The sequence below is a fragment of the Halorubrum sp. SP9 genome (genome assembly GCF_005435015.1).
Lineage (GTDB): Archaea > Halobacteriota > Halobacteria > Halobacteriales > Haloferacaceae > Halorubrum > Halorubrum sodomense.
Window position 1 is genome coordinate 185,891 of sequence record NZ_SGXU01000002.1, and the last position, 25,126, is coordinate 211,016.

Annotated in this window: 23 protein-coding genes; 8 read left to right on the forward strand and 15 right to left on the reverse strand. The window is 64.5% G+C overall.

The window, feature by feature from the left end:
• The 8 genes from EXE45_RS20725 to EXE45_RS02735 all read right to left on the reverse strand — a co-directional run.
• The coding region (locus tag EXE45_RS20725) for a hypothetical protein (protein ID WP_206750465.1) at positions 1-267 on the reverse strand (267 nt) is incomplete at its 3' end.
• Positions 260-1,459 carry a signal peptidase I gene (locus tag EXE45_RS02705; protein ID WP_137693444.1) on the reverse strand — a complete coding sequence of 400 codons (1,200 nt, stop codon included), beginning with the start codon at positions 1,457-1,459 and terminating at the stop codon, positions 260-262. The genes EXE45_RS02705 and EXE45_RS20725, both read right to left, overlap by 8 nt.
• Entirely contained in the window at positions 1,459-2,448 is a 990-nt protein-coding gene (locus tag EXE45_RS02710; RefSeq protein WP_137693445.1) for a hypothetical protein, read from the reverse strand. The genes EXE45_RS02705 and EXE45_RS02710 overlap by 1 nt, the downstream gene beginning before the upstream one ends.
• A gap of 137 nt (positions 2,449-2,585) precedes the next feature.
• Positions 2,586-3,323, reverse strand: a complete 738-nt coding sequence (locus EXE45_RS02715) for a hypothetical protein (protein ID WP_137693446.1) — start codon at positions 3,321-3,323, stop codon at positions 2,586-2,588.
• A 320-nt stretch (positions 3,324-3,643) separates the two neighbouring features.
• Positions 3,644-3,970 carry a SipW-dependent-type signal peptide-containing protein gene (locus EXE45_RS02720; RefSeq protein WP_137693447.1) on the reverse strand — a complete coding sequence of 109 codons (327 nt, stop codon included), beginning with the start codon at positions 3,968-3,970 and terminating at the stop codon, positions 3,644-3,646.
• 98 nt (positions 3,971-4,068) lie between these two features.
• Positions 4,069-5,856, reverse strand: a complete 1,788-nt coding sequence (locus EXE45_RS02725; RefSeq protein ID WP_137693448.1) for a SipW-dependent-type signal peptide-containing protein — start codon at positions 5,854-5,856, stop codon at positions 4,069-4,071.
• A 211-nt stretch (positions 5,857-6,067) separates the two neighbouring features.
• The gene (locus EXE45_RS22010; RefSeq protein WP_394347987.1) at positions 6,068-8,194 is read right to left on the reverse strand and encodes a SipW-dependent-type signal peptide-containing protein; all 2,127 of its coding nucleotides are present in this window, start codon (positions 8,192-8,194) and stop codon (positions 6,068-6,070) included.
• Positions 8,195-8,329: 135 nt separating this feature from the next.
• Complete coding sequence (locus tag EXE45_RS02735) at positions 8,330-9,211, reverse strand: SipW-dependent-type signal peptide-containing protein (RefSeq protein WP_137693449.1); 882 nt, start codon at positions 9,209-9,211, stop codon at positions 8,330-8,332.
• Between the two features lie 408 nt (positions 9,212-9,619).
• Here EXE45_RS02735 and EXE45_RS02740 point away from each other — a divergent pair, with 408 nt between their 5' ends.
• Positions 9,620-10,162, forward strand: coding sequence for a hypothetical protein (locus tag EXE45_RS02740; protein WP_137693450.1), 543 nt, complete (start codon positions 9,620-9,622; stop codon positions 10,160-10,162).
• Positions 10,163-10,293: 131 nt separating this feature from the next.
• Here EXE45_RS02740 and EXE45_RS02745 read toward each other — a convergent pair whose 3' ends face one another.
• Entirely contained in the window at positions 10,294-10,866 is a 573-nt protein-coding gene (locus tag EXE45_RS02745; protein WP_137693451.1) for a hypothetical protein, read from the reverse strand.
• Between the two features lie 670 nt (positions 10,867-11,536).
• Here EXE45_RS02745 and EXE45_RS02750 point away from each other — a divergent pair.
• Both EXE45_RS02750 and EXE45_RS02755 read left to right on the forward strand, forming a co-directional pair.
• Positions 11,537-12,385 carry a hypothetical protein gene (locus EXE45_RS02750; RefSeq protein ID WP_137693452.1) on the forward strand — a complete coding sequence of 283 codons (849 nt, stop codon included), beginning with the start codon at positions 11,537-11,539 and terminating at the stop codon, positions 12,383-12,385.
• 157 nt (positions 12,386-12,542) lie between these two features.
• A complete protein-coding gene (locus EXE45_RS02755) occupies positions 12,543-12,911 on the forward strand; it encodes a hypothetical protein (RefSeq protein WP_137693453.1) in 369 nt (122 codons plus the stop codon).
• A 479-nt stretch (positions 12,912-13,390) separates the two neighbouring features.
• Here the strand turns inward: EXE45_RS02755 and EXE45_RS02760 are convergent, their stop codons facing one another.
• Positions 13,391-13,648, reverse strand: coding sequence for a hypothetical protein (locus EXE45_RS02760; protein WP_137693454.1), 258 nt, complete (start codon positions 13,646-13,648; stop codon positions 13,391-13,393).
• Between the two features lie 117 nt (positions 13,649-13,765).
• Here EXE45_RS02760 and EXE45_RS02765 point away from each other — a divergent pair, with 117 nt between their 5' ends.
• The 4 genes from EXE45_RS02765 (at position 13,766) to EXE45_RS02780 (ending at position 17,241) form a co-directional block, all read left to right on the forward strand.
• On the forward strand, positions 13,766-14,614 hold the full coding sequence (locus EXE45_RS02765) for an inositol monophosphatase (protein ID WP_092919984.1): 849 nt from the start codon (positions 13,766-13,768) through the stop codon (positions 14,612-14,614).
• Positions 14,615-15,077: 463 nt separating this feature from the next.
• On the forward strand, positions 15,078-15,608 hold the full coding sequence (locus EXE45_RS02770) for a DUF5817 domain-containing protein (RefSeq protein WP_137693455.1): 531 nt from the start codon (positions 15,078-15,080) through the stop codon (positions 15,606-15,608).
• A gap of 68 nt (positions 15,609-15,676) precedes the next feature.
• A complete protein-coding gene (locus tag EXE45_RS02775) occupies positions 15,677-16,690 on the forward strand; it encodes a PGF-CTERM sorting domain-containing protein (RefSeq protein ID WP_092919982.1) in 1,014 nt (337 codons plus the stop codon).
• A complete protein-coding gene (locus EXE45_RS02780; RefSeq protein WP_092919981.1) occupies positions 16,687-17,241 on the forward strand; it encodes a hypothetical protein in 555 nt (184 codons plus the stop codon). Before EXE45_RS02775 ends, EXE45_RS02780 begins: the two co-directional genes overlap by 4 nt.
• 27 nt (positions 17,242-17,268) lie before the next feature.
• Here the strand turns inward: EXE45_RS02780 and EXE45_RS02785 are convergent, their stop codons facing one another.
• Positions 17,269-17,616, reverse strand: a complete 348-nt coding sequence (locus EXE45_RS02785; RefSeq protein WP_092919980.1) for a hypothetical protein — start codon at positions 17,614-17,616, stop codon at positions 17,269-17,271.
• A gap of 78 nt (positions 17,617-17,694) precedes the next feature.
• Entirely contained in the window at positions 17,695-18,534 is an 840-nt protein-coding gene (locus EXE45_RS02790; RefSeq protein WP_092919979.1) for a cytochrome B, read from the reverse strand.
• Between the two features lie 225 nt (positions 18,535-18,759).
• Here EXE45_RS02790 and ppc point away from each other — a divergent pair, with 225 nt between their 5' ends.
• Positions 18,760-21,462 (forward strand): phosphoenolpyruvate carboxylase, encoded by a 2,703-nt coding sequence (gene ppc / locus EXE45_RS02795; protein ID WP_092919978.1) that lies wholly within the window; start codon positions 18,760-18,762, stop codon positions 21,460-21,462.
• A gap of 306 nt (positions 21,463-21,768) precedes the next feature.
• Here the strand turns inward: ppc and EXE45_RS02800 are convergent, their stop codons facing one another.
• From EXE45_RS02800 to EXE45_RS02810, 3 genes are all read right to left on the reverse strand, one after another.
• Complete coding sequence (locus EXE45_RS02800; protein WP_137693456.1) at positions 21,769-22,224, reverse strand: 30S ribosomal protein S19e; 456 nt, start codon at positions 22,222-22,224, stop codon at positions 21,769-21,771.
• A 156-nt stretch (positions 22,225-22,380) separates the two neighbouring features.
• Positions 22,381-23,724 carry a hydroxymethylglutaryl-CoA synthase gene (gene hmgB, locus EXE45_RS02805; RefSeq protein WP_137693457.1) on the reverse strand — a complete coding sequence of 448 codons (1,344 nt, stop codon included), beginning with the start codon at positions 23,722-23,724 and terminating at the stop codon, positions 22,381-22,383.
• A 243-nt stretch (positions 23,725-23,967) separates the two neighbouring features.
• On the reverse strand, positions 23,968-25,107 hold the full coding sequence (locus tag EXE45_RS02810; protein ID WP_241989415.1) for a hypothetical protein: 1,140 nt from the start codon (positions 25,105-25,107) through the stop codon (positions 23,968-23,970).
• Positions 25,108-25,126: the final 19 nt, after the last annotated feature.

Below are 25,126 nucleotides of genomic sequence, written 5' to 3' on the forward strand. Positions count from 1 at the left end.
CGACGTATTGCTCGTCGTTGTGTTACTGGCCGACGTATTGCTCGTCGTTGTGTTACTGGCCGACGTATTGCTCGTCGTTGTGTTACTGGTTGGCGTGTTGGAAATCGATGTCACGGTGGTTCCGTTCGTTTCCGAAGAGTTCTGGACAGACAGCGTGCTCGAGACCGTCTCGCTGTCGGAGAGAACGCCGACCGTTACGCCGCCTGAGGCCGCAGCGGTCACCAGAAAGACCGCTAAAACGACCGAGATGAAGGCGCGTTTACGCATCGCTCTTACCCCCCGAACTATTGGCGTCCGAAGCCGAGTCTCCGTGGTCGCGTTTCGGAGTGGCCGTTTGTTCGTCGCCGTTGGTTCGCCGAGAGACAGCGTCGTCCGCCGCTTCGGAACCGGCCTCAACGTCGGAACTCTCCGAGTACACGGATTCACTTCCGGTGTGGGTGTCGTCAGTCTCGCTCGGAGAGATGACGGGCTGACCCGACTCGGCGTTCGGGTGCGACTCGGAGCCGCGATCTCCCCCGTCAGTCGCGTCGCCGTCACCACCGAACACGTACAGCCCACTGAGCAGAAGGAACGACGCCCCAACGGCGCCGACGACGCCGAGCGCCCACGTTTCGACGGTATCGTAAGCGGTCCAAATACTGTACACCACCCAGACGCTGTACGCCAAAAATGCACCATTCACTCCCAGTCCGAGCTGTAGCTCCGCAGCGGTGAAGCTGATTCCCGTATCGTCAGCATCGGATGCCGCGGCGGTACCGTTGTGCTGTGTCGTCGCTTCCGCCGCCGCCGTATCGCCCGAGATAACTGGTTCCCCTTCGACGGCTGTCGCAGTGCCCGTGGTCTCTGCGTCCGCGGCCGCCTCGGCATCGGCGTTGCCATCGCTTTCCGGGCTCGAACGAGCCGACGCAATGACGTTCCAAATCTCGTTGAGAACGAGCAACGAGACCGGGAGCGCAACGAACAGGACGAACCCGGATTGTGTGCTGGCGAAGTTGATCAGGTATCCGATGAGCGGAATGACTAGGAGGTAGCCGCCGGGCGACAGCACCTTCCCTTGGAGCTGGTCCGGCGTGACGAGCGACCCGTCCGGGTCTTCGTTCGCATCGCCCTGCGTTCGGAACGCCGTGGTCCCGTCCCGTTCGACCACCTCGATCACGCGGTGGGTCGTCGGGGTATCTCCTCCCTGTCCCCCGAAGGTGATGACATCGTTTCGCTCGATCGCCGCGGCCGGAACGCTGTTCACGATGATGACGTCACCGGGACTCATCGCCGGTTCCATGCTCCCCGAGAGGACGACGTAGCTCTGGTCCGCACCGACGACTTGCGGAACCGCGAAAACGACGAACGGAACGACGATGGCAACGAGTATCATCAGCCCAACGATGTTCGCGATCCGTCTCCAAGAGACGTCCGCGAACGGTGAGTCCGTGGTCGTGGATGAGGTGTTTTCGTCGGTCATTAGCTTTCACTGATGAATTCTTTGTTCTCTTCGTCCCAGTCCAGTTTCACCGACGTTTCAATATCTGAGGGACTACCGTCAACCTTCTCAACTAAGTTACACGGGGTACTCGACACGTTGTTGGGCGGGTCGGTATCATAATAATCCGCACCTCCGTCGTTGCCAGACATTACTGTGCCGTCTGTTGTGCTGCTGCTGTCGCTGTAGTTGTATACGGTAAAGTTCTGTCCAGATTTGACAGTGACATAGTCTACGTCCGACTCAGTTTTCCAGTCAACCGAAGTTGGTTCGTCGCCGTCGGTAGCATTTATTTCGGGAATTGGGTCGAGATCGGCGTTATTCTCCGAGCAAAATGCGATCCAGCTGATCGCATTAACCGTCTGTGTGGTTGTTCCGCCACAGGAACCCAGCGATGGAAACGGCGTGCTCGTTCCGGTGTTGTATCGACACTGCTCGGCGTAGAACTCCAGTTCGAAGTCGAAGTCCGCGTCGGTCGCAGACGAGATCACTTCGAGCACGAGATCCACGCTCTCGCCCGGCTCGAAGCACCGTGGGTCGTCGTTGACAGAACGGAGTACTGCTCCCTCGTCCTCGCGTAACTCGTTGATGACGCTTTTTAGCGTCCCGGCGACGATGACGACACTGTCGCCGCCGTCGCGATCGATCCGGAGTTCGACATCGACCTGCTCGGCCTCGTCGATCGGCTCGGGGCAGGTCGCCGGCTGAACCCAGATGTACGACGGGTTGTTGTTGGTGAGATCGGGAACGCTGATCGTACAGTTGAGCCCGTCGGCGCTATCCAAAGAATCGACAGTTACATCTAATTCCACCACGCCCGCGGAACTCGTCGACGCCGTGAGGGCGTTGTTCGTGAACGTCTCCTCGTCGGTGAAAATCGCAGCCGTACCTCTCCCGGTGAGCGCCCCGGCCCCGCCGGTCACGGCGATGCCCGAGAGCACCTGTCGACGGGTCAGGTCCGGCTGTTGCATGTGTTACCCCCCCTGGGAGCCGCGACATCGTGTCCGGTTACGTGTCAATTCTTTATCTGCTACTGACATATAGTTACTGGATGATAGACCGGTGTCAGACGACGCGGGGGTGAAGCGCCGGTCGGGGTGCGGAGCGCTCACGCGCTATCACCCCCGCAACCGATATCGAGTGCGAAGGTGACGGAGTCGGTTTGCGCCTCGTTGATGTGCGCGTCGTTGGCGAACTCCCATCGGAGCGTCACCGACACGGAATCGTCGTCCACGGTAGCGTCGATAGTTCCGAGTTCCTCGTCACTCAGGTCGGCAGCCACGTCGGCGAGCGTCCCCTCGGACAGCGTCGGCTCCGTGATCTGCTGAGTGAGGTCGTCGGCCCCGAGCGCGTCGATTCCCAAGATGCCCGTGTTCTTCCAGACGGTGACCTGGAGGTACTCCTGGAGCTCGCCGACCGTTTCGGTGGTGTCGCCCGCGGCTTCCTCGGGGTCGGTGAGACCGTTTTCGGCACGGTCGGTGAGATCGATTCCGAGCGTCGGCGAGACCGTGTCGCTCGCGTCGGGATTCGTTCGATCCGCCGTGAGACTGAAACTGACCGTCCCCCTGTCGCCCGGGAGTACGTTGTCCAACTGGATGAGCCCGGGCTCGTCGGGCTCGCTTCCGCTTCCGTCCGGCGTCGTGTCCTCGAGCAGGGTCGTCTCCCCGTTCCTGGTGTACGTCTCCCGCCATTCGGCGTCAAGCGTGTACTCGTCACAGCTGTGCGAGGACGCGTACGTGTACCTGATCGGGTCCCCGGCCGCATATCCGAGACCGACGAATGCGGCTATTCCGGTACCCGAGAGCATGCCGATCAGCCGCCGCCGGTTGATGCTGTGGTCTGTCATCTACGGTCCGTGTTCGGCTGTGGTTGCGTGGGTTCGACTGGTCACCTCACCGCCGCTCCGGGACGCACTGCCGTCAGAGTGCGCGCAGGTCGAGGCCCACTCGGGGCTGTCGAACACGTCCACTGGGTCGCCTCGGACGCATTTCGCGTGCGTGTCTCTCACACAGTATAATAATTGTTTGGCTGTCAGGTTTCGAATCGTCGCTCGGTGGGTTCCGTCGTCGATGTACACCCTGATGGGACTCCTATGGGGAGATCCGCGAGTGGCGGCGCCCTCTATCATGTGTCGGCGCGGTCGGTGCGAGTTGGTCATGCGTCGGGTCAGTTTCCCGAGACCCACCGGCGGAGTCGAACCGCCGTCGGATCCTCCGGCCGAGCCGGAGACGCCGGACACCTGTGTGGGTGAGAGTCGGAGTCGTATTCGTCGAAATCGACAGCGTCGGCCCACTCGTCGTTGATCGCACCGTCGGGGACGCGCGCGTCGACGGTCATGTCGAGCGTGCCCGCGGTGATCGAGTTGTCTTCGAACGATTCCTCGTCGCTGAAGAGCGCGCTCGTCCCGAGCCCGGCCGCGGCTCCCGCCGCGCCGACCGCTCCCACGCTCCCCAGGATCTTCCGCCGCGATAGTTCCAAGTTATTGTTTGACATGGTCTCTCCCCTCGCTTCCCCATCCGTGGGGAATGCCCACCGCCGGAATCGAACCGGCGAAATGCCAGCGTGGGTTACCGCCGTTAGTTAGGCGTACACTACTGCGGGACGATCGCCTGCTGATATGCTCCGAACGGCCCGTCTGATTCCACCCCAACATCGTATGAGTTGTCGGCGATAAACGTCGCGAGGGGTGCGTTTCCGGTCTGGTCCCCGAGATACAGCGGTGGGACGCCCGGGTTATTGGTGTTGTTGACGCTGTTGTCGATGTTACTGATGCTATTCCCAGTTAGAACCGTCTCTGTAGCGGCCCCTTTTAATTCAACACCAATATTGACGTTATTAATCGTATTGCCGCGGGCCAGATAGTCGGTCCCGTCGGCCTCGACACCGAAGCCAACTCCCAAGTACGGTGTGCTGTCACTGGCGAGGACCGAGCTAATGTCGTTACTGACGATGTCGACGTTCTTCGGGTCAACACTGTGATTATCGGTCCCACGAATCACCACACCGAACGCGTATGAGGACTCCTCTTCTCCCACCTCGGATACGTTGTTGTCTCTTACTGTGGCCCCATCGACGTTGCCTTGGATGCTGATCCCGACGGAACCAGAGCCGCTCGGTCCGTCAATGCGCCGGACAACGTTGTTCGAGACGGTCACGTTCTCGACCGCATCGGCGCTGTTGCCACCGAAAACGTTGATCGCTGAGAGATCCTCGCTGAAGCCACTACTCGTATCGTGCTCGAAGTCTTCGACGATATTATTCGCAATAACGACGTCGTCGGACGAATTGCTGACTCTAACTGCTTCACCAGTGGGATTACTGTCCGCTGGAGGCGGCGAGATTCTGAAACCAGACAGCCTAGTCTCGTTGGCGCTGGCGACTACCTGCGCCTTGATGAACGGGCGCTCGGCGCTCGCTCTTGCCAGCGTCAGCCCCTGAGTGTCAATGTCGAGCGGATTTGTGTACGGATTTCCGTCTCCGAAAGCGCCACCGAAGACGCTGATTATCTCGTCTTGGCTGGCGTTACTGACGATATTCGCGATGTCGTCACCCGGGAATACCGTCGTATCGGCGAACGGGTTCTCCGGTTCCCCGTTGTTCCGGGACTGGAGCGCGGAGAACGTGATGTCGAACTCGACCGCGTCGGACTGAATCTCGTTCCCGACGCTCGTCGGCACCTCCCACTCGATAACGACGCCGGGTCCGTTCTGTGCGCTCTGGTCCGGCGAACTCGGGTAGGGCTGCGTACCGGGTGGATCGGCGGAGAACGGCTTTCCGTCGAGGAGGAAGCCGCTTTCGAGTTCCTTGAGCAGATCGGCGAGCGTGTAATCCGTGGGGTTGTTGAGTTCGCGTTCCCCGCCGTTCGGGTCGATGTACTTCACCGTGACCTGGATCGCCTCGGAGAGTTCGCCGGCTCCTTGGCCGTCATTCGTCCCGTTATCGAGGTTGCCGCCGCCCGAACTGTCGACATCTTCCTCCGGTTCGGTCCGCCCGTTCTCGTAGTCCGTCACCCCGTCGACGCTGCCGACGAACACCCACCCGCTGTTGTCGACGATCTTCGGGTCGAACTCCAGTTCACCGCTGTCACCGGGCTTAACGTCCGCGATCTGGTACTCGCCCGATACCCCGCCCTGGATCGTGCCAGTGTTTGGTGAGCCGTCTTCAGGCGTGCCACCGGTTTCGACCCCGCCCTGGTCGACCGATGTCCTGTAGTCGACGTACAGGTCGAGCTCGCCCGCAGTGATCGAGTTATCATCGAACGACTCCTCGTCGCTGAACAGCGCGCTGGTCCCGACGCCCGCCCCCGCGCCGGCGACACCGACGGCCGCTGTCGCGCCTAGGATCTTCCGCCGCGATAGATTCATGTTATCTTCCGACATGGTGTTGTCTTCGTTCACCCCTGGTGTAGGGGAAACCCACCGGCGGAGTCGAACCGCCGTTCCGCAGCGAACCTGCGCAACGAGCCTCCGGCAGAGCCGGAGACGCCGTTCCGCGGCGCGGCCGCGTCACGGGCCGTCGATGCCGACGGCGCCGTGCTCCGAGTGGGCGAACTGCGCGGGAGGGGACGATTGGCGTGCGATGCTATCCCTGTCAGAATCCGAACGTCTGACCAGGGTCGTCGTTGTTGCGCGCCTGTTCGGTGACGAATCCGAGGTCGAAGCTCGCCGAGTCGCTCTGGATCTCGTTTCCGACGTCCTCCGGCACCCACCAGGCTAGGCCGAAGCAGTGGGTGCTGCTCGCGGGATACGGGTCCTGCGCGTCGGTCACGCGGTCGAAGTCGAGCGCGACCGGACCGTCTTGTGCTGGGTCCAGTTCGGTTGCTAGCTCGTCGAGCGTCCCGCGGAAGATGATCTCCTCGCCGCCGGTCTGGACGTTAGTGTCCGCGAAGACGTCGTCTCCGACGTCTTCCGGAGTGCTCTGTGGGAGGTTGTAGAAGTTCCCGGCACCTTGCCCCGTTGAGATCGCCTGGAGCGTGTTTTCTGCCCTGTCTTCTGCGTCAGGGTCAAGATTGCTTGGATCATAGCTTACGATCCCCTTAACGGTTATTCCGTTGTCTCCAGAGATGTCAGCGGGGTCTCCGTCTTGATCAGGATTGTCGACTTTGGCGGTTTGCGTCTGTTCTTGCGGAGTACCCGGTGCGAAGGTCTCACCGTCGAGGTCTCGTGCGACAAGCACTGTCTCAGCTCGGGCCGTCCCAAAGGAAGGATCTGTTTCTGGGTTGGGATATTTGATATCAGAGTTGTTCGCACTTCCGTCGAAGAAGTCGGAAACGATGTTATCGCCGCTGCTATCTTGTACCAAGTTGTCATCGGGGTCGATTAGTGCGCCCCGGCCGGTTCCCGCCTGCGAACCGCCGCCACCTGTCCCGTAGCTAGGCGCCCCATCCGACAGCAGTATGATCTCTTTGTTTGGGTCACTCGGTAGGCCAACCCCGTTAGGATCGTTAGCGACCTGGTCGTTGAGGTACTCGCGAGCGACGTCGAGCGCGTGCGGAAGCGGCGAGTTACCACCTACCTCGTCCTCACCAGGAATGATATCTCCGCCAAGTTCGAACCTCGCGTCCCCGTTCGAGTCGACGTAGTCTTCGACCTCAGTGATCGGGGGTCTGTCGGGAGTAGACAGACTCCGCAACGTTGCATCCCGGCCGTCACCCGTGTCGTCAAGCGTGATCACGCCGGCGTAAACCTCGGCGTCCGCGTCGGCGGCCAACCGCTCAACGTACTGGGCTCCAGCATCGAGGATGTCCTGGAGGACAGATTGCTGAGACTGGGAGGTGTCCAAGACGGCCAGCACGACCAATGGTTCCGCCGCACCGTCGATCCTGTTGTTACAATTATTGTCGTACCACAGGGTCGTTTCGACGTTCTCGGCGAGTTCGGGGTCGCCACCTGGCTCGCTCACCGTGCCGTCTTCGTTCGACGACTCCGCTTCGGCCTCCGTGACGCCGTTCTCCGCCTCAGTGAGTCCACCGGGCATCGTCATCCAGAGGTACCCGGGGTTGTCGCAGAGGTGCGTACTGAAGGTGAACTCCCCGAAGTCGCCCGGCTTGACGTCGGTGAGGTTGAGGAGCGGGTTGTACTCCTCGGCGTCGCTGTCGTAGGTGTCGGCGTTGAACGTCCGACCGGGGTTCTGGAAGTTACCGCCCGCGACCCCGTCCTCGTTATACGTCAACAGCCCCGGTTCCGGAACGTCAGAGAGGGCGTTACACGGAGACTCGACGCGGATCCCGTCCTCGTCGACGGTCGTGAACGTCCCTTTGGGGTCCGTAGCGTTGTCGTCCGGGAAGGCCTCGATGACCGTGTTCGCGAAGTAGAGTTCGAGGCTGGACTCACCGGTGCCCGTCGGATCGTCGTTGTTTCGCGCCCAAACGACCGGGTCCCGTCCCTCCGCGTCCGACTCCGGAATCGGCAGGCCGGTGTAGTTGTCTGCGTTGAGCCCGGAAACGTCCGCCGGGTCCTCTCTGATCACGTCGAGTTCGGTCCCGCCTTCGACAGTCGGGTCACCGAAGTCGTCGTAGATCTGTGGGAAGGAGTAGTGTTCCTCCCAGTCTATCTTGAGGTCGAGGCTTCCCGCCGTCAGTTGGTTGTCCTCGAAGCTCTCCGTATCGTTGAACAGGGCGCTCGTCCCGATCCCCGCGCCGGCGCCGGCCGCACCGACCGCGCCCATACCGGCGAGGATCTTGCGCCGCGAGAGTTCTAAGTTGTTGTCGCTTGACATTGTTCGTCCCCTCCTGGGGAAGACCCACCGGCGGAGTCGAACCGCCGTTACGCGGCGTCACCGCGGACCGGGCCGCCTACGAGGCGACCCCGGACACCGTATGGGTCGGGAACTGCTTCGGTTGGTTCGAGTATCTTAGTTCGCGCTACCGTCGACCTCAGAGGCGTTCGCGGGTTCGGAGTTGTTCCGCACCTGCTCGAGGCTCCAAGTGAGGTCGAAAGTGAGACTGTCCCCCTGAACGACGTTTCCAACACTAACCGGTAGTGTGAATTCGACGAGATGGGTCACGCGATTCGTATCGACGTTAGCTTGACTGGTGTCACCGCCGACTCGCGTAGCAGAGTCACCAGCAGCACCGTGGCCGGCAGGAGTGCCTCCGTCCCGTCCCCGGTAGAGCAGTCCGCTCAGGAGGTCGGCCAACAGGATCGAGTTACCGGTGCTGTTGGGGAAGTCACCCGGGAATCCGTCGTCATCTGTGATCGAGACAGAACTACTTGGGGCCCCATTATTCGCATCACCAGATTCGTACCCAAGAGACGTGATTTCGAGGTAGTTGAGGAGTTCACCCTGGGTACCCTGGGTAGCAGTTGAGTTAGTGATGTTGCCGTCCGCACTAGCTTCGGGCTCAGTATTGACGTTGTCCGCGTTTTCAGTCACGTCACCCGTGAGAGCGAGGTAGCCTGGGTTCCCAGTCACCACAGGGTCAACGGCGATGACGAAGCTGTCACCGGGCTTGATGTCCTCGACAGTAATTCCCACTGCCGGTTCTGCTCCGTCCACGGTAGTGTTTTCGATGCTGACCGAACCAGCATTCCCTTCGAAGGTCGTAGCGTCGACGATTTCCGCGTTTACGATCAGGTTCTGCGTTCCCGCTGTGATCGTGTTGTCTTCGAACGATTCGGTATCGCTGAACAGTGCGCTCGTCCCGACTCCAGCGCCGGCGCCGGCGATACCGACCGTGCCGAGTCCGAGGAGCGCCTTCCGCCGGGAGAGGCTGTATTTGCTGTCGTTTGACATGGGTTTGGTGTCCGGCTTCCACCCGTCACGGGCGGGCCGAACGTACGCAGCCCATTGACACCCCAACTTAAAGTTATAAACACCTCAGTTTTGTTGAACATACTGTTCAGCGGTTTCAACCCGCTATTAAAGTTTAAGAATTATGATGGATTTTGGATCAATATCACTCTGTAATCCGTCAACTTGGTCCTGTGATCCGTTAGGCGAGGATTGAAATACGATAACGACCGATTGAGGTGGTCTTTTCGGTACTAGTACCGGGGGCCCCGTAGCTGGGAGACTAACTGCCATCGCGTGTTTTGCTCTCACGTTACTATTGAATTTCTGATATTTGAAAAACTATATGAACCATGTTTACGCTGTTTGTATCAGACACAGCAAACAACGGATCGGGGTGGACTGTCACACATGTTTACGCAGCAACTACGGCGGGACCGCACCGACACGAAGGAGATTCACGACGTCCTCCGAAACGACCGGCGGCGACTGGCGCTCGAGTATCTCAAGCAGCGACTGAGACCGGTCGAGGTCCGCGAGCTGTCCGACCACATCGCCGAACGCGAGGTGGGCGAGTCGCCGCCGCCCCGAGACTGCCGGCAGAGCGTCTACAACACGCTGAGTCAAACCCACCTGCCGAAGCTCGAAGAACTCGGGTTCGTCGACTTCGACAGGGACGAGAAGGTCGTCACCCTCCGCGAGACCGCCCGGGAGGTCGACGTGTACATGAACGTCGTCACGCCGCTGGGCATCACTTGGGATACGTATTACCGGAGCCTCGGTGTACTCGGGCTCATCACCGTGGTGGCGGCTGACACGGACATCGCGTTCTTCGCCGAGGTCGAATCGCTGCTGTTTGCGACCGTGTTCCTGTTCGCGTTCGTTATCTCCATCTCCTACCAGCTGTGGACGCTGCGGTGGTTCTACCTCCAGAAATTCGCGTCTGAAGACTGATCGAGCCACCTCGCGGCGGGCCAGCGTTGCCCCGGTGACGGACATCGGTGCGGCGTACGGTAGTCCGCTCGCCGTCTGCTATCGCTCAGATGCGTCTCGGAGCGGTTGAGTGCGCGGCGCGTTCGAGTCGCCTACTGACCGAGCGTCCCCGAAACGTCCCACTCCTCGTCGTTGTGCCGCTGGTGTCGTCGAGCGATCCGCTCGAAGTACGGTACCATCACGTCGGTCATCTCGTCGAACCGTCGCGTGTCGTGTAGCTCGACGCCGAGCGCGTACTGCGCCGCCTCCGGCCCGTGACCTGACTGACCGCCCCGCGGCTTGTGGGGGTACTCGGGGTCCTGAAGCGCCGCCCGGAGCTCGTACACCTGTGCCTGCTTCATCGGGGTCCAGTAGTCGCCGCCGACCTTGTGGCGCCGCCACGCGACCGTGGACAGCTCGGCGTATTTCGGGTCCATGCCGACGACCGAGGCCCGCCGCCCGAAGGCCTCCCGGACGGGCGACCAGTCGGCGTCGTCGAGGGCGGGCAGATCGAACTCTCCGTCGACGGTACACGCCGACTCGATGCGGTCCTTCTCCCATAAGGCGTCGACGTACGCTTCGCTCGCCTCGCGCACGGCTTCCTCGTCGAGGTGTTTGAACTGAAATGCGTCGGCGACCGCGAACGCTTCTATCGCCAGCTCCCGTTCCCGTTCGTCGTGATACATGAACCCCAGACCCAGATGCTTCGCTGCGTCCTGCGGTCCTCGCTGGTTATGCTCCTGTAACATGGTTTGTGATTCCGATTGTGAGTTAACCGTCATGGGTATGCTAATTTACTCAGTAGCGGCCTCGTTGGTGCCTTAAACCCGAATTCAGCGGTCAAGAGTAAAACCGTTTCGTGCGAATTTCTATCGGTGATAATTATCATCGACGATGAGCGGGACCGACGTCGCCGGGCGACCCGGTGGCTCGCGGGGCAGACGGGGGTGAAAGGCACCGAACACGGCGACCATAACGTAACGAGCGGATTAAAATTACTGGAACGAGTCGGAGAGACGTCCGAGTATCTCACGTACGAGGGCAGTACCGGGTATCTTCGCGCGTCGTCCGGTGAAGACGGCACGGGCGAACGCGTCCGTCGCCGTTCGCCTTCGAGGGATGACTCCCAGTCGGACCCCGACGCTCGTCGCTGGACGGCTTCGACCGTGCCGCTCTGGTCGGCGTCGTAAAGGCGACCAGGCCGACCCGTCTCAGCCGGCGCGATGCGATCCCGTGGATGCCGGGTCACTTCTCGTCGTGAGACGGGTTGAAATCGTCTCGGACGGCAATTCGTGTCCGTCGAGGTCGTGTAATCCATCATAAACATTTAATCTGTAGACACGATTTGTTCCGACTATGAGCATTGGCGACGTAGTGAGCCGGGTCCGACAGCCCGAGTACACGGGCGAACAGCGGTGCGTTCCGTGTACGATCGTGAACAGCGCTATCGGTGTCGTCGCCGCCGCAGTGATTGGGGGCGCGGTCGGGACGAGCGCGGGGGCGGTAGTCGGAACGGTCGTCGGAGGTATCGTACTCGGACTGTCGGCCGTGAGCATCGCTCTTCGGGGGTATCTCGTCCCCGGAACGCCGACGCTCACGAAGCGGTATTTCCCCGACTGGCTACTGCGGTGGTTTGACAAGGATCCGCAACCTAGGGGCGCGGTCTCCGCTGACGAGGACCTCGACGTGGAGACCGTCTTGCTGCGTGCGGAGGCGGTGGAACCGTGTGAGGACGTGGACGACCTCTGTCTGACCGACGAGTTCCGGACCGCATGGAGCGATCGGTTGGAGTCCGTTCGGTCGGCGGAGACTTCGCGCGCCGAGTTAGCGGATATTCTCGGTGTGGAGGCCGATATCCTACGCTTCGAGGAGTTCGGCGAGGCGTTCGTGGCGTACGCCGACGAGACGCAGGTCGGACAATGGGAATCTCGGGGGGCGTTCCTCGCGGACGTGGCGGCTGCGACGGAGCTGGGGGATCGGCTCGACGGGTGGCAAACGCTCGGTCTCCGGCAACAGAGCCAGCTCCTGTACGCTCTGCGGCTGTTCCTCGAGGAGTGTCCCGAATGTGCCGGGGCCGTCATGATGGAGGAGGATACCGTCGAGTCTTGCTGCCGGTCGATGGATATCGTCGCCGTCTCCTGTCAGGAGTGTGGAGCGCGGATATTCGAGACGGACCATCCCGGCGACGTCGCTCGGGCCGCCTGATACGGTCTCTCGCTCGCCGATGTGCCACGGAAACGAGAGTGTCTGCTACCGGCCACCGGTGGGTACGACGGAGCCATTTCGGACTCGTCGGGGAATGCGGGCCGGCGGAGCGCGGACGCGAGCAAAAGTGTTTATCCATAGACATCCAAGCCGGGGCATGAGCAGAGCCGTCCCTTTCTCGACCGGTCTCTTGGTGGGAGTGTGCGTGTTCGCGTGGCTGGCCGGCCCGGTTCTGGAGTCTCGGTTCGGCGTAGAGGCGTTGTTAGCCGTTTACGCGTCCGTCTCAGCGGGGACGGCAGTAACGGCGTACGTGTTAGTTCGGCAGATTGATGTCCTGCTTACCGAGCCGTCGGACGCACCCGGTCGCCGAGACCGAACAGGGAACGAACAGGGAACGAACCGTGATAGCGGTGAGAGGGCGTCACAGACGGTGACGGTGAGTCTCGACGAGCTTTCGGACCTCGACGTGGAGCGAGAAGTAAGGCAGTTGAAAGCCCAACGGTCAGAGAGCCTTGACGAAGACTGATCGACCACGTCCGACCCCGAATAGGGAGTGAGTACGTTCGCAGCGACTGCGGCGAATCAATACCAGTTGCCGGGCGGCGACGACCGTCACGGCGACTTCTCGATCAGTTCCCGGAGGGGTAGCTGACTCACGCGGACCACGTAGTCGACACGCGGGCCCCAGAGCGTACTGAGCGCGTTTCCGAACCGTATCGAGGTCGTAATTCCGTCTGTGAGGGAGCAGGTAGATATCAGCGGGCTGTGGCGTGCGGAGTGGTCGGAAACGCCTCGGAACCGACAGAATACGACCAGAGATCACGAGCGCGAGGGAGTACGTAGACGCCGCACCTACTGATTGCGGGAACCGCTGCCGTCTTCGGCAGGGTAGTAACTTGACGGTGGAATCGCAGATACGCTCGCAGTTCGCTCGGCGGTTAATAATTGGCCGTTCGACGGGTGTCTGATGGTCGGACCGTAGGGGAACTGTATGACAGTCTGTTACTACTCCCCGCCGTCGGTGTACGCCCAGTCGTCGAGCACGCGCTCGGCGACCGCGTTCGCCTCCGCCGGGGAGGGACGGGAGCCGTCGACGACCTCCTGTGAGAGCTCGCCCGCGAGGTCGTACACCGCGGTCCCGTCCGCGCGCTCGGCCACGCGCTCGAAGGTGGGCCGGTAGACCGCGGCGGCGCGCTGACCGATTTCGTCGAGCGAGACGTCGATGGTGTACTCGAGCTGGCGGACCGCTTCTTCGGGTTCCATACCCGATCCACCGGGGTCGACCCACTTAAAACTACTCGGATTCGAAATCGAGTTAATTTCGACGCGCTCCCCGCGCCGAATCGACGTTTATACGCCGCCGGGCGGTGGACTGGCGCCATGACCGACGCAGACGAGCGCGACGCCGATGACGTGCCCCCCGTCGCGGACCGCGCGGACGACGTCGCCGAGCGCGCCGCGGTCGCGGAGCGCGCGGCGCGGGCCGGCGCCGCGGTCGCGAACGAGGGGTTCCGCAGCGACATCGACGTGGAGACGAAGGGCGAGGACGACGTGGTGACGGAGGCCGACCGCGCCGCCCAGCGCACCGTCATCGAGAAAATCCGCGAGTCGTACCCGGACGACGCGGTCGTCGGCGAGGAGGAGGACGAGCGCAAGACCGTGCCCGACGACGGCGCCGCGTGGGTGATCGACCCCATCGACGGGACGAACAACTACGTCCGCGACGTCCGGATCTGGGCCACCGCGGTCGCGGCCGTCGTCGACGGCGAGCCGGTCGCGGCCGCCATCGTCGCGCCCGCGCTCGGCGACACCTACACCGCCGACGCCACGGGCGCGTACCGCAACGGCGACCCGATCGCGGTGAGCGACGCGAGCGAGCCCCGCGACGCGGCCGTCGACCCGACGATCTGGTGGGCGTACGACGCCCGCGACGAGTACGCTCGCGCCTGCGAGGCGATCGTGGCCCGCTTCGGGGACATGCGCCGGCTCGGCGCCGCGCAGGTGGTGCTGCCGACCGTCGCCGCGGGCGGGTTGGAGGGGACGATCACGAACCTCCGCGCGAACCCCTGGGACACGGTTGCGGGGGTCTTCGTGGTTCGGCGGGCCGGCGGGCGCGTGACGGACTTGGAGGGGAACCGGTGGCGCCACGACTCGAAAGGGCTGGTCGCCTCGAACGGCGCCCTCCACGACGAGGTGCTGGCAGCCGCGAACGAGATCGAATCGGACTGATACGGGGGCCCTGTGGCTGTCGCCAGTCGACACTGGGTCGTCGGTCGGTGAGACGAGGCCAACGATCGCTCGGAGACAACTGCCTCCAAAGCCCCAGCCGCTCGGCGACACTCAGCCGGGCCTCTCGGCGACACTGCCTCCAAAGCCCCAGCCGCGAGGGCTCGATGGGCTCGCTGCGGTCCTCGTCGCTCGCTTCGCTCGCTCCTGCGGTCCTTACGTCGCCCGTCTTCGCCCTCGCGGCTGCCCCTTTGAATCCCGCCCCGCACCGCCCCGCACCTCACGCCTCCCCAGCCTCGTCAGTCGCCGTCGCCTTGCTCCGGCGACTGACTCCCTCGCGCGTGCTCCTCGCGGCCGCCTTCGGCGGCCACTCGGAGGCACGCGCCACGGCAGTGATGGTGTGGTCGACGACGGCGTCGTATTCTGGGACCGAGGGTTCACATTCGGGGCCGGCGAATCCCCTCGTATGTACGCGGTCGTCGGCTGCAACGAGTGCGCCAACATGTGGCTGGTCACGGACCCGGAGACGAGCGAGACGGCGCAGTGCTCACGGTGCGGCAAGACCCACCGGACGGCGAAGCTCAAGCGCTTCTTCGAGTCCGAGGACCGCGCGGCCGCGCAGGAGGCTCGGTCGGCGCTCCTCGCGAAGAAGCGCGGCGACAGCGCCGCCTTCGCCGAGGTCGACCACGTCGCCGACCTCGAAGCCGCGGTCGAGGACGCCGGCATCGACGACCGGGAGTACCTCGAGTCCGCGGGCGTCGACGCCGACGCGGTCGACGAGGCCGGGGACCGGGCCGAGGGCGGCGGGGGCGACTCGCGGAGTCGCACCGAGATCGTCCGCGACGCGGTCGACGCGGTCGACGATCCCACCGAGTCGGCCGTGGTGGAACGCGCCGCGGCCGCCGGCGTCCCCGCCGACGCGGCCCGAGAGATTCTGACTCGCCTCGCGCGCCGAGGGGAAGTCACCGAGTCGAACGGGCGGTATCGGGCCCTCTGATCCGGTTCTGTCCCGTTCGGACCCGGAGCCGGACAAAGCACTTATATCGGGGTTGTGACGGGTCGGACATGGACACCCGCACGGCCCTCCTGACGGCCGCGGTCGCCCTCCTCGTCGCGGGCGCGGTCGGCGCCGTCGCCGCGCCGGACGCCCTCACCGACCCCCGAGAACGGGACGAACCGCCCGGTCAGATAGACATCGCCGGCACGACCGTCGCGCCCGGCGAGGTTGGCGGCGAGACCGCCGAACTCAGGCTCGGCACCGACCTCCGCCACCGCGGTGGGACGGTCGAGAACGTCACCGTCCGCCACCGGGCGATCGGAGCCGAGTCCGGCCTCCTCGTCGACGAGACGACCGTCGAGGTGGGCGACGTCGACTTCGAGGGCGAACGCACCGTCAACGGCACCGTGACCGTCGAGCGCGAGGGGGGCTACCGCATCGAGACGGTGGTCTTCGCGGACGGGCGGCGCCGCGAGCAGCGGACAACCCGTATCGCCGGCGTCGCGGCGCTCACTCCCGACTACGCGGACACGCAGGTCGGTTTCACCGACGGGACCGTCTGGCCGACGGTCGCGGTGAGCGTCGTCGAGGCCGACAACCGGACGGCGACCCTGTCGGTCTCCGTCTCGGTGACGAACCGCGGCGACGAGCCCTCTGACGACGTCGGCCTCCGCCTCTACCTCCGGCAGGCGGAGTCAAACGTGATCGCCGCGGAGGCGACGGAGACGGTCGGCACCGTTCGTCCCGGCCGCACCGACACCGTGACGGCGACCGTCGAGGTCCCTAGCGGGTACAACTACTACGTCGACGCCGCGCTGTTCGACGACGACGTGCTCGTCGACGAGACGCAGGGCGTCGCGAACCTGAATCCGCGAGAGACCATCACCGCGAACCGGACCGTCCGCGACGTGGAGTTCTCCGTCGAGGACTTCGAACAGGGGAGCGACGGCGCCGGCGCCGGCGACGACGCCGGCGCTCCGCAGGACAGGGGCACCAGCGGCGACTCGACGCCCGGCTTCGGCCCCCTCGTCGCGCTCGTCGCGCTCGTCGTCGCGGCGCTGACCGCACGGGGGCGACGATGACGGACGAACCGCCCGCGGACGACACTACCGACCGGTTCGAGACGGACGAACGCGCCACCGACGACCGCACTGCCGGCACGGCCGGCGACCGCGATCCGAACGCCGACCCACCACAGTCCATGACCGACGACACCGACGCGACCGACCGCACGGGAACCGACTCCGACCGCATAGGGACCGACTCCGACCGCATAGGGACCGACTCCGACCGCACGGGAACCGACTCCGACCGCACGGGAACCGACTCCGACCGCACCGACACGAACGAGGCGACGGAACCGGCCGACGAGTCGGGGCTCGACCGCCTCTCGACGGACGACCTCCGCGGGCTGCTCGACCGCGTCGGACTGGCCGCGCTGTCGCTGCTCGCGGTCGTCGCCGGCTGGGGGTTCTACAGCCAGTCCGGAAACGCGATCCGCACCTGGTTCGACCCGGCTTACCAGTCCGTCGCGCTGGCGGTGTTCAACCTCGCCGTCCTGCTCGTCGCGCTGGCGGGCGTGACCCACCAGCTCCGCCGGATCCGCACGACGGAAGCCGGCGGTCGGAAGTAGCGCTCGCGCCGACGCGAACCGCCTCCGCTACTCGTCGGGTATCTGGTCGGTGTTCGCCGGGATCTGTTCCACCTGTCCGGCGAGCGTCGCGGCGTCGCCGGCGACGGTGGAGGGGTCGACGCCGGCCTCGCTCGCGACCAGCCTGACGTGCGCGGCGAGCAGCGCGAGCGCGCGAAGCCCGGCACCGTCCGGATCGTCGCCGTCGGTGCGCTGGGCGAACGTGGTGTCGACCTCGCCGTCGCGGACGACGCCGACGTGGACCGCGTCGACGCCGTCGCCGTCGAGGAGGTCACGGGCGCGGGAGAGTTCCGTCTGGAAGTCGTCTCCGGCGGGGTCGTCTCCGGCGGAGTCGTCGGAAGCGGGGTCGTCGCTCATACCGTCGTCTCGGGCGAGCGGCGTGAAAAGCGCGGCGGCGGAAGGGGAACCCCGAGACGGGAAACCGGGCAACAGTCGTTACTCTTCGGGCCGGGGTCGTGCGATGAACAGCGCCTCTTCGATGGTGAACGGGTTGTAGGTCGACTGGTGGCAGACGCAGTACGTCCCGTCGGCGGCGCCGTAGCGGGCGGACTCCTCTAACACCTTGTAGCCCGGGATGCAACAGAAGTGCGTACAGACGTTGAGGTACGCCATGAACCCCTGATCGGTCGACGCCTGGAGCCACTCGTTGTTCTGGGCCGCCTCCTCGATCTGCGGCGAGCGGATGACGATCACGTTGAGGTTGGTCTCGGCGTCCTCGGAGCGCCACGTGACCTCCGCCGGCTTACCGACGCCCTCGCTGCCGATCCCGTTGCCCCACTCGGTGTAGTTGGCGAAGTCGTCGACGTGGATCCGGTCGCCGCCGGAGTACGTCTCCGACTGCCAGTCGTACGGCGGGGCGCTCGCGGAACGGAACAGGTTATCCGACTCGAAGTTCGGCTGGATATTCTCCTGTGACTCGACGCCGCAGTACTGGTACCACGCGCCGGAGTAGGTCACCCCGCCGAGCTGCTGTTGGGCGACCTCGATCTCCTGTCCCTCCTGAGTGATAGTCTTCGTCTCGGGCCAGATCCCCTGAATGTACCCGTCGTCGGTGACGCGGACCGGTACCTGCGGGAGTCCTCGGGGGGCCGGACCGCCAGTGTGCTCGATGGTCTTCGCGATAGTCGACCCGCCGCCGACGCCGCCGGCGGTCGTCAGGGTGTTCACGGTCGCCGACCCCATCGCACCGACCCCTGCGAGGGCCGCGCCGCCGACGACGCCCTTCACGAAGCGTCGCCGTCCGGACTCTGACGGATACTTGTCGGACGCGCTCATACCCCGCTCTCGGGGAGGACCGGTAAAAAGGGTGACGAACCCTCCACCGCCGCGAGAATCGGCTCTCCGCGACGGCTCGCTGCGGGTCGGTGGTTCACCGCGGCGCGGACGCATCGGTTCCGGCGGCGGTCGAACAGGAACGTTCGTGTATGTATTGACTCGGAACCGAGGCAAACATTCGTTCAGACGGCGGTTTTAACCGATCCCGACCGCAGTATGTGTGGTATGAAGTTGCACAATCGGGACGTGCGGACGGACGTTCGGGAACTCGGGGCGCTGGTGGGAGACGTCCTCGCCGCGCAGGCCTCGACCGAGGCGTACGAGACCGTCGAGACGCTCCGAAACGCGGCGATCGACTACCGACGGGGAGACGCGTCGAACCGCGACGCCCTCCACGAAGTCGTCGACGGCCTGTCGACGACCCGCGAGGAGGTGGTCGCGCGGGCGTTCACGACCTACTTCGAGCTTATCAACCTCGCCGAGGAGCGCGAGCGGGTCCGCGCGGTCCGAAACGCCGACGACGGGAGCGCCCTCCACGACTCGTTCGACGCGACGATCGCCGAGTTCGCCGAGGAAGGCGTCGACGCCGCCGAGCTGGAGGAGCTGCTCGCCGACGTACTCATCGAGCCGACGTTCACCGCCCACCCGACCGAGGCCCGTCGCTCGACGGTGAAGTCCAAGCTCCGCTCCATCGCGAACCACTTGGAGGAGCTCGACGAGCGCAACCTCACCGACCGGGAGCGGCGCGCCGTCTGGCGAGACGTCACCGCCGAGGTGACCAGCCTGTGGGGCACCCGACAGGTCCGCCAGCGATCGCCCGAGCCGGAAGACGAGGCGCGAAACGTTCAGTGGTACCTCGAGAACACGCTGTTCGACGTGGTCGGAGACGCCTACGAGGAGTTCGAGGAGACCATCTCGAAGGAGTACGACGACGTCGACTGCCCGAAGCTCTTCGAGTTCCGCTCGTGGGCGGGCTCCGACCGCGACGGCAACCCGTTCGTCACCCCCGAGGTGACAGACGAGACGCTCGAACGCCAGCGCGAGGTCGCCGTCGAGAAGTACCGGGAGCGGTGTAAGCGGCTCTCGGCCGTCCTGAGCCAGGACGGCGACCGGTACGCGAAGGGCGACGCGCTGGCGCGGTCCCTCGCGGCCGACGCCGAGCGGTTCCCGGCGGTCGTCGAGGAGGCGCGCGAGCGCTACCCCGACGAGCCGTACCGCCAGAAGCTCCGCCTGATGCGCGAGCGGCTCGACCGCGTCAACGACGTGCGGCCGGGCGAGTACCCCGACGGCGACGCCTTCCTCGACGACCTCGACGTCATCGCCGAGTCGCTGCGCGAGGACGGCCAGGGGTCGGTGCTGGAGTCGTCGATCGAGCCGTTCCGCCGGCAGGTGGACACGTTCGGTCTCACCCTGGCGTCGCTCGACCTGCGCGACCACCGCGAGAACCACACCGAGGCCGTCGCGGAGGCGGTCGGCGTCGAGGGCGTCGACTACCGCGAGATGGACGAGTCCGAGCGCGTCGACTTCCTCACCGAGGCGATCCTTCAGGAGGATCCGGTCGTCGACCTCGACGAACCCGGCGACGTCTCGGAGACGACCGAGCGCGTCCTCCGGCGGTTCGCGTCGTTCGCGGAGTGGCAAGAGGAGTACGGCCAGCAGGCGATAGACACCTACTGTATCTCGATGACCGAAGAGCCCAGCCACGTGCTCGAGGTGCTCTTCCTGGCCGACCAGGTCGGCGTCGTCTCCTTGCCCGATCACTGCGCGGTCGACGTGGTCCCCCTGCTCGAGACCGAGTCGGCGCTCAACGGCGCCGAGCGCATCCTCGGCACGCTCTTCGAGAACGAGGCGTACGCGGCCGCGCTCGAGGCCCGCGGCGAGGTTCAGGAGGTCATGCTCGGCTACTCCGACTCCAACAAGGAGAACGGGTTCCTCGCCGCGAACTGGGACCTCTACGAGAACCAGCGCCGGATCGCGCGGTTCTGCCGCGAGGAGGAGGTCACACTCCGGCTGTTCCACGGCCGCGGCGGCTCCATCTCGCGCGGCGGCGGCCCGATGAACGAGGCGCTGCTCGCGCTCCCGAACGAGACGGTCACCGGGCAGGTGAAGTTCACCGAACAGGGCGAGGCGATCGCCGAGAAGTACGCCAACCCCCGCATCGCCGAGCGCGAGCTCGAACAGATGCTCGACGCGCAGATCCGCGCCCGGAAGGAGGCGAACGAGGAGCCGGTCGAGGACGTGCCCGACCGCTGGGTGGAGGCGATGGAGATCATGGCGCCCGCCGCGCGGGAGACGTATCGCAGTCTCCTGGACACCGACGGGTTCGTCTCCTACTTCGAGCAGGCGACGCCGATCAGCGTCGTCGAGGACCTCAACCTCGGCTCGCGGCCCGCCTCGCGGTCGGGCGAGCGTAGCGTCGAGGACCTACGGGCGATCCCGTGGGTGTTCTCGTGGACCCAGACCCGGCTCATTCTCCCCGGCTGGTACGCGGTCGCCTCCGGCATCGACGCGTACCTCGACGAGGTCGGCGAGGAGGCTGGAATGGAGACCCTCCGCGAGATGTTCGACGAGTGGCCGTTCTTCCGGACCACCCTCGACAACGCCTCGCTGGCGCTCGCGCGCACCGAGCCGGAGATCGCCGCCGAGTACGCCGACCTGGCCGACGAGGACCTCCGCGAGCGCTTCTTCCCCGAGCTCGTCGACGAGTACGAGCGCGGGCGCGAGCTGGTCTTGGATATCAGCGGCCGCGACCAGCTGCTCCGCCGCGAGTGGCTCGAAGAGAGCCTCGACCGCCGGAACCCCTACGTCGACCCGCTGAACCTGCTCCAAGCGAACCTGCTCGGGCGCACTCACCGCACCGACGAGGAGGAACGCACCCTGCGGCTCACCGTCAACGGCATCGCCGCCGGGATGAAGAACACCGGATAGCGCGACCGCGCCGGTCGAACCGAGCGGACACCGCCCGCGATCCCCTTTTCGCTTCGTCGACGTCCGACGCGGTAGCCTCACCTCTCGCTCACCGATCGCGCGAACCGACGGCACGGCGTTCGCACGAACGGGCAGGGTGCGGTGCCGGGCCAATTCTATATAGCGGAAAACGGTATAATCTGAACGATCGGCGGAGACCACTGAGCGACGGGGGAAAACGACGAAACGTCACGAATCGGGCGTCTCGGCGGCGCTGGGCGGTGCCGAGGCTATCGAACTTCGACGAAAACGAACAGAAGAAACGGTCTACGCGTAGCGCTCGAGTTCCGGCCGGTCGAGGTCTTCGAAGACCTCGGTCGCGACCTCCGAGAGGAACGCCTCGCCCTCGTCGGAGACGCGACGCCCCTCGCCGGAGGCGGTCGTGACGAGCCCCTCCTCTTCGAGCGCCTGAAGCGCCGAGCGGATGAGCTTGCGGGAGCCCCCCTCGTGTTCGCCGGGGCGGACGGAGTAGCGGTTCGATCCGCGCTTCTTCGAGCCGTACTCGGTCGCGAGCCGCTCGATGCCGACCGGCTCGTTCTGAGCGACCTTCCGCAGGAGGCTCGCCGAGCGGACGTACCAGAAGTCGTCCTGCTCCGGCGGGAGTTCCTTGCCGGCGCCGCTCTTGGTGAACTCGACCCAATCGGGCTCGTCGATCCGGTCCTCGAGTCGCGCGGCGACGGCCTCGATGAGGCCGTCGGCCGGCACGTCGTAGACGGTTACCATTGAGGTGATTTTCAGCCTAACGTCGTTTAAACCCATCGTATTCGAGAAGAGTCGTGTGACCCGTTTTCACGGGAAAGCGGACCCACAGAACGGAACTACGGGACTCGATCCCGCCGTCGACTCTCGCCGCGCGCTCGACGTACCTCGCCGCGCGCCCTACTCGACGTACTCGTACTGCCGCTCGTTCATCCGGCCCCAGCCGGTGAAGACGAACTCGCCGTCGGGCTGGGTGAACTCCTCTATCTCGCGTTCGACGTCCATGTCGTACTCGTGGACGTCGTGAACGTCCTCGTACTCGTCCCAGGTCAGATCGTAGCGAGCGTCGAGCTGGTCGTCGACGTCGAGCCCCTCGATCTCCGCGCGCCAGCCCTCGCGGATCGTCTCGGCGTGGATCTCGGCCTGCGCGCCGGAGCCGTAGGAGGCGACGAGCAGGGTGTCCCCGACGAACTCGCGGTCGCGGGTCAGGGCGTCTCGCAGGGCGCTCACGCGGGCGATGTGGACGGAACTAGTGTACCAGTTACCGACCTCGCGGGAGAGTTCGAGCGTCGGCTCGACCGCGGTGTCGTACCACGTCCGGTACTGCTCGGTGGTCTTCAGGTCGTCCATGTACCCGCGGATCGCCTCCTCGTACGCCTCGCGGTCGTCGTACTCGTCCTCGCGGGGTTGGCGACCGATCTCGTCGGCCAGCGCGTCCTCGTGAGCGGTGTCGCGGATGACGTGGCGGTACGCCAGAAGCGCCGCCTTCCGGACCATCCCCGGGAACGGCGTGTGGAACGGGGCGTAGGTGAAGTCCTCCAGTTCGATGTCGTCCGTGACGGACTCGTAGTCCTCCAGGGCCTCGCGCATCCGAGAGAGGTACACCTGGACCGAGCGCTTCCCGTCGACGCTGGGGAACTGCTGGTTCGGCTTGAGGAAGTCCGTCTCGTCTTTCGACCCGTACCCCTGATCGGTCGAGAGTTCGACGATAGACGGATCCTCGTCGATCAGCATCGCGACGGCGCCGGCGCCCTGCGTCGCCTCGCCGGGGTCGCCCCGGGCGTAGAGGGCGGTGTCCGTCGTGATCACGATCGCGGGACGGTCTCGGTTCCGCCCCGCCCGGATCCAGTTGTACGCGTCGTCGATGGCCTGCGTGCCGGCGAGGCAGGCGAACTTGCGCTCGCCCTTGTTGGCGTGGGTGAAGTCGCCGTCGTACACCTGTTCGAGGCAGCCAGCGATGTACGTCGACACCGGCTTCGAGTGGTCGAACGCCGACTCGGTGGCGACGTCGATACGGCCGACGTCGGAGGGTTCGAGCCCCTTGCGGTCCATCAGTCGCTTCGCGGCGTTCGCGCCCATCGTGACGATGTCCTCGTACACGTCCGGGAACGAGGAGTTGGTGAGCCCGAGCCCCTTCGTGTACTTCTCCGGGTCGTCGCCCTTCTCCGGCGCGAACGTGCCCGGCAGGTCGAGCTTGAGCTTCCCGGTCCAGATGTCGATGGCGTCGATCCCGACTGCGGTCATACGCGGTCGTTCATACGGACGGCATATGGGTGTGTCGATGGTGGTTTACGTTGATCGTGGAAGAAATCGCTGTCAACGTCGGTCAGGTACGCTCCAGTTCGAAGGAGGCATCGCGACCGTTCTCAGGGTCGGCGTAAACGGGTCGGAGCAATACCGTTCCGAGTAGGAAGTGTGGGGGTGGAACGTACAATCACCGAGACGTTCTGAGAATTCCGATTGAGATGGTTATGTAGAGTGGCAAAGTCATCCGCTGTAGGTGACGTCACGGGTTCTGGTGACCGTGTTTCCGCTAGCATCGGTTACGGTGAGTCGAACCGTGTACGTCTGGGCCGGGGGGTTACCGGTTTCACTCACCCTGTTGGTGTCTAAAGCGGTTCCGCCACTCACATCGTTAGAGACGGTGTCAACAATGGCCCCAGACTCGTCGATAAGATCGACCGTGACCGTGTCAAGATTGTTCTCGCCGTCGCTCACTTCCCAAGTAACATCGAATCGAGCCTGCTTTCCGCTTTGGTCCGTAACATCGAATCTGTCGACTTGTGGATCATTGCTTCCACTTCCGTCACCGCCATCACCACCACCACCACCGCCATCGCCGCCACCGACCGTCCCGTCGGCGTTCTGCGTCGGGTCTTCTGGCACTTCCTGTACGCCGACCGTATCCACGGTCAGGTCGTCGGCGGTCGTCTCAAGTGTCAGGTTGTGAATGCCGTCGTCGTTCGCGTCGCCCGTGACGCTGTAGTTGATCGGAATGTCGGCCCCGTCCCAGTACTCCTCCCCGCTCAACCGCGTCGGAACGGTGACGTTGAGGTCGCCCTCGGGGATCGTACCGTTGACGCTCTCGGCCGGATAGAGTTCGATGGTGGTCCGGCCGGTCCCGCTCTGTCGGAACTCGTTCTGGAGGGCGACAATCTTCACCTCTCCGTCGGCGTTGACGAGCGCTTGGTCTTCGATCACCGCGATTCCGCCACTTTCTCCGCGAGCGTCGAGGTACAGCACGGACGCGTCGTACCACGTCGACGATCGGTCGAGTTCGGTGTAGCCCGGCCGGTACTCGATGAATCGAGTCGGAATAGTCACCGTTCCCGCTGGGGTGCCGCTTCCGTTCGAGATCGTGATCGGATACGCGTCTGTCGTCCGTATCGTCCCGGCCGGCGCTGGTGGATTGATCGTGAAGACCCGAGTCGGGTAGGTGGTACCGAGCTGAACCGTCTGATACTGCGGTTGGTCGAGACTCCCGGCTTGTAGAACCGCCGCCCTGAGCTCGACGAGGTCGTTCCTGACTTCCTCGAAGTGCTGAAACTCGACCTCCGCGTTCTCTTGCGGCACGATCTGTACCTGATACAGCGAGAGCGCCAGGATCAGAAAGCCGAACAGCACCACCGTCCCGACCACGACCGAC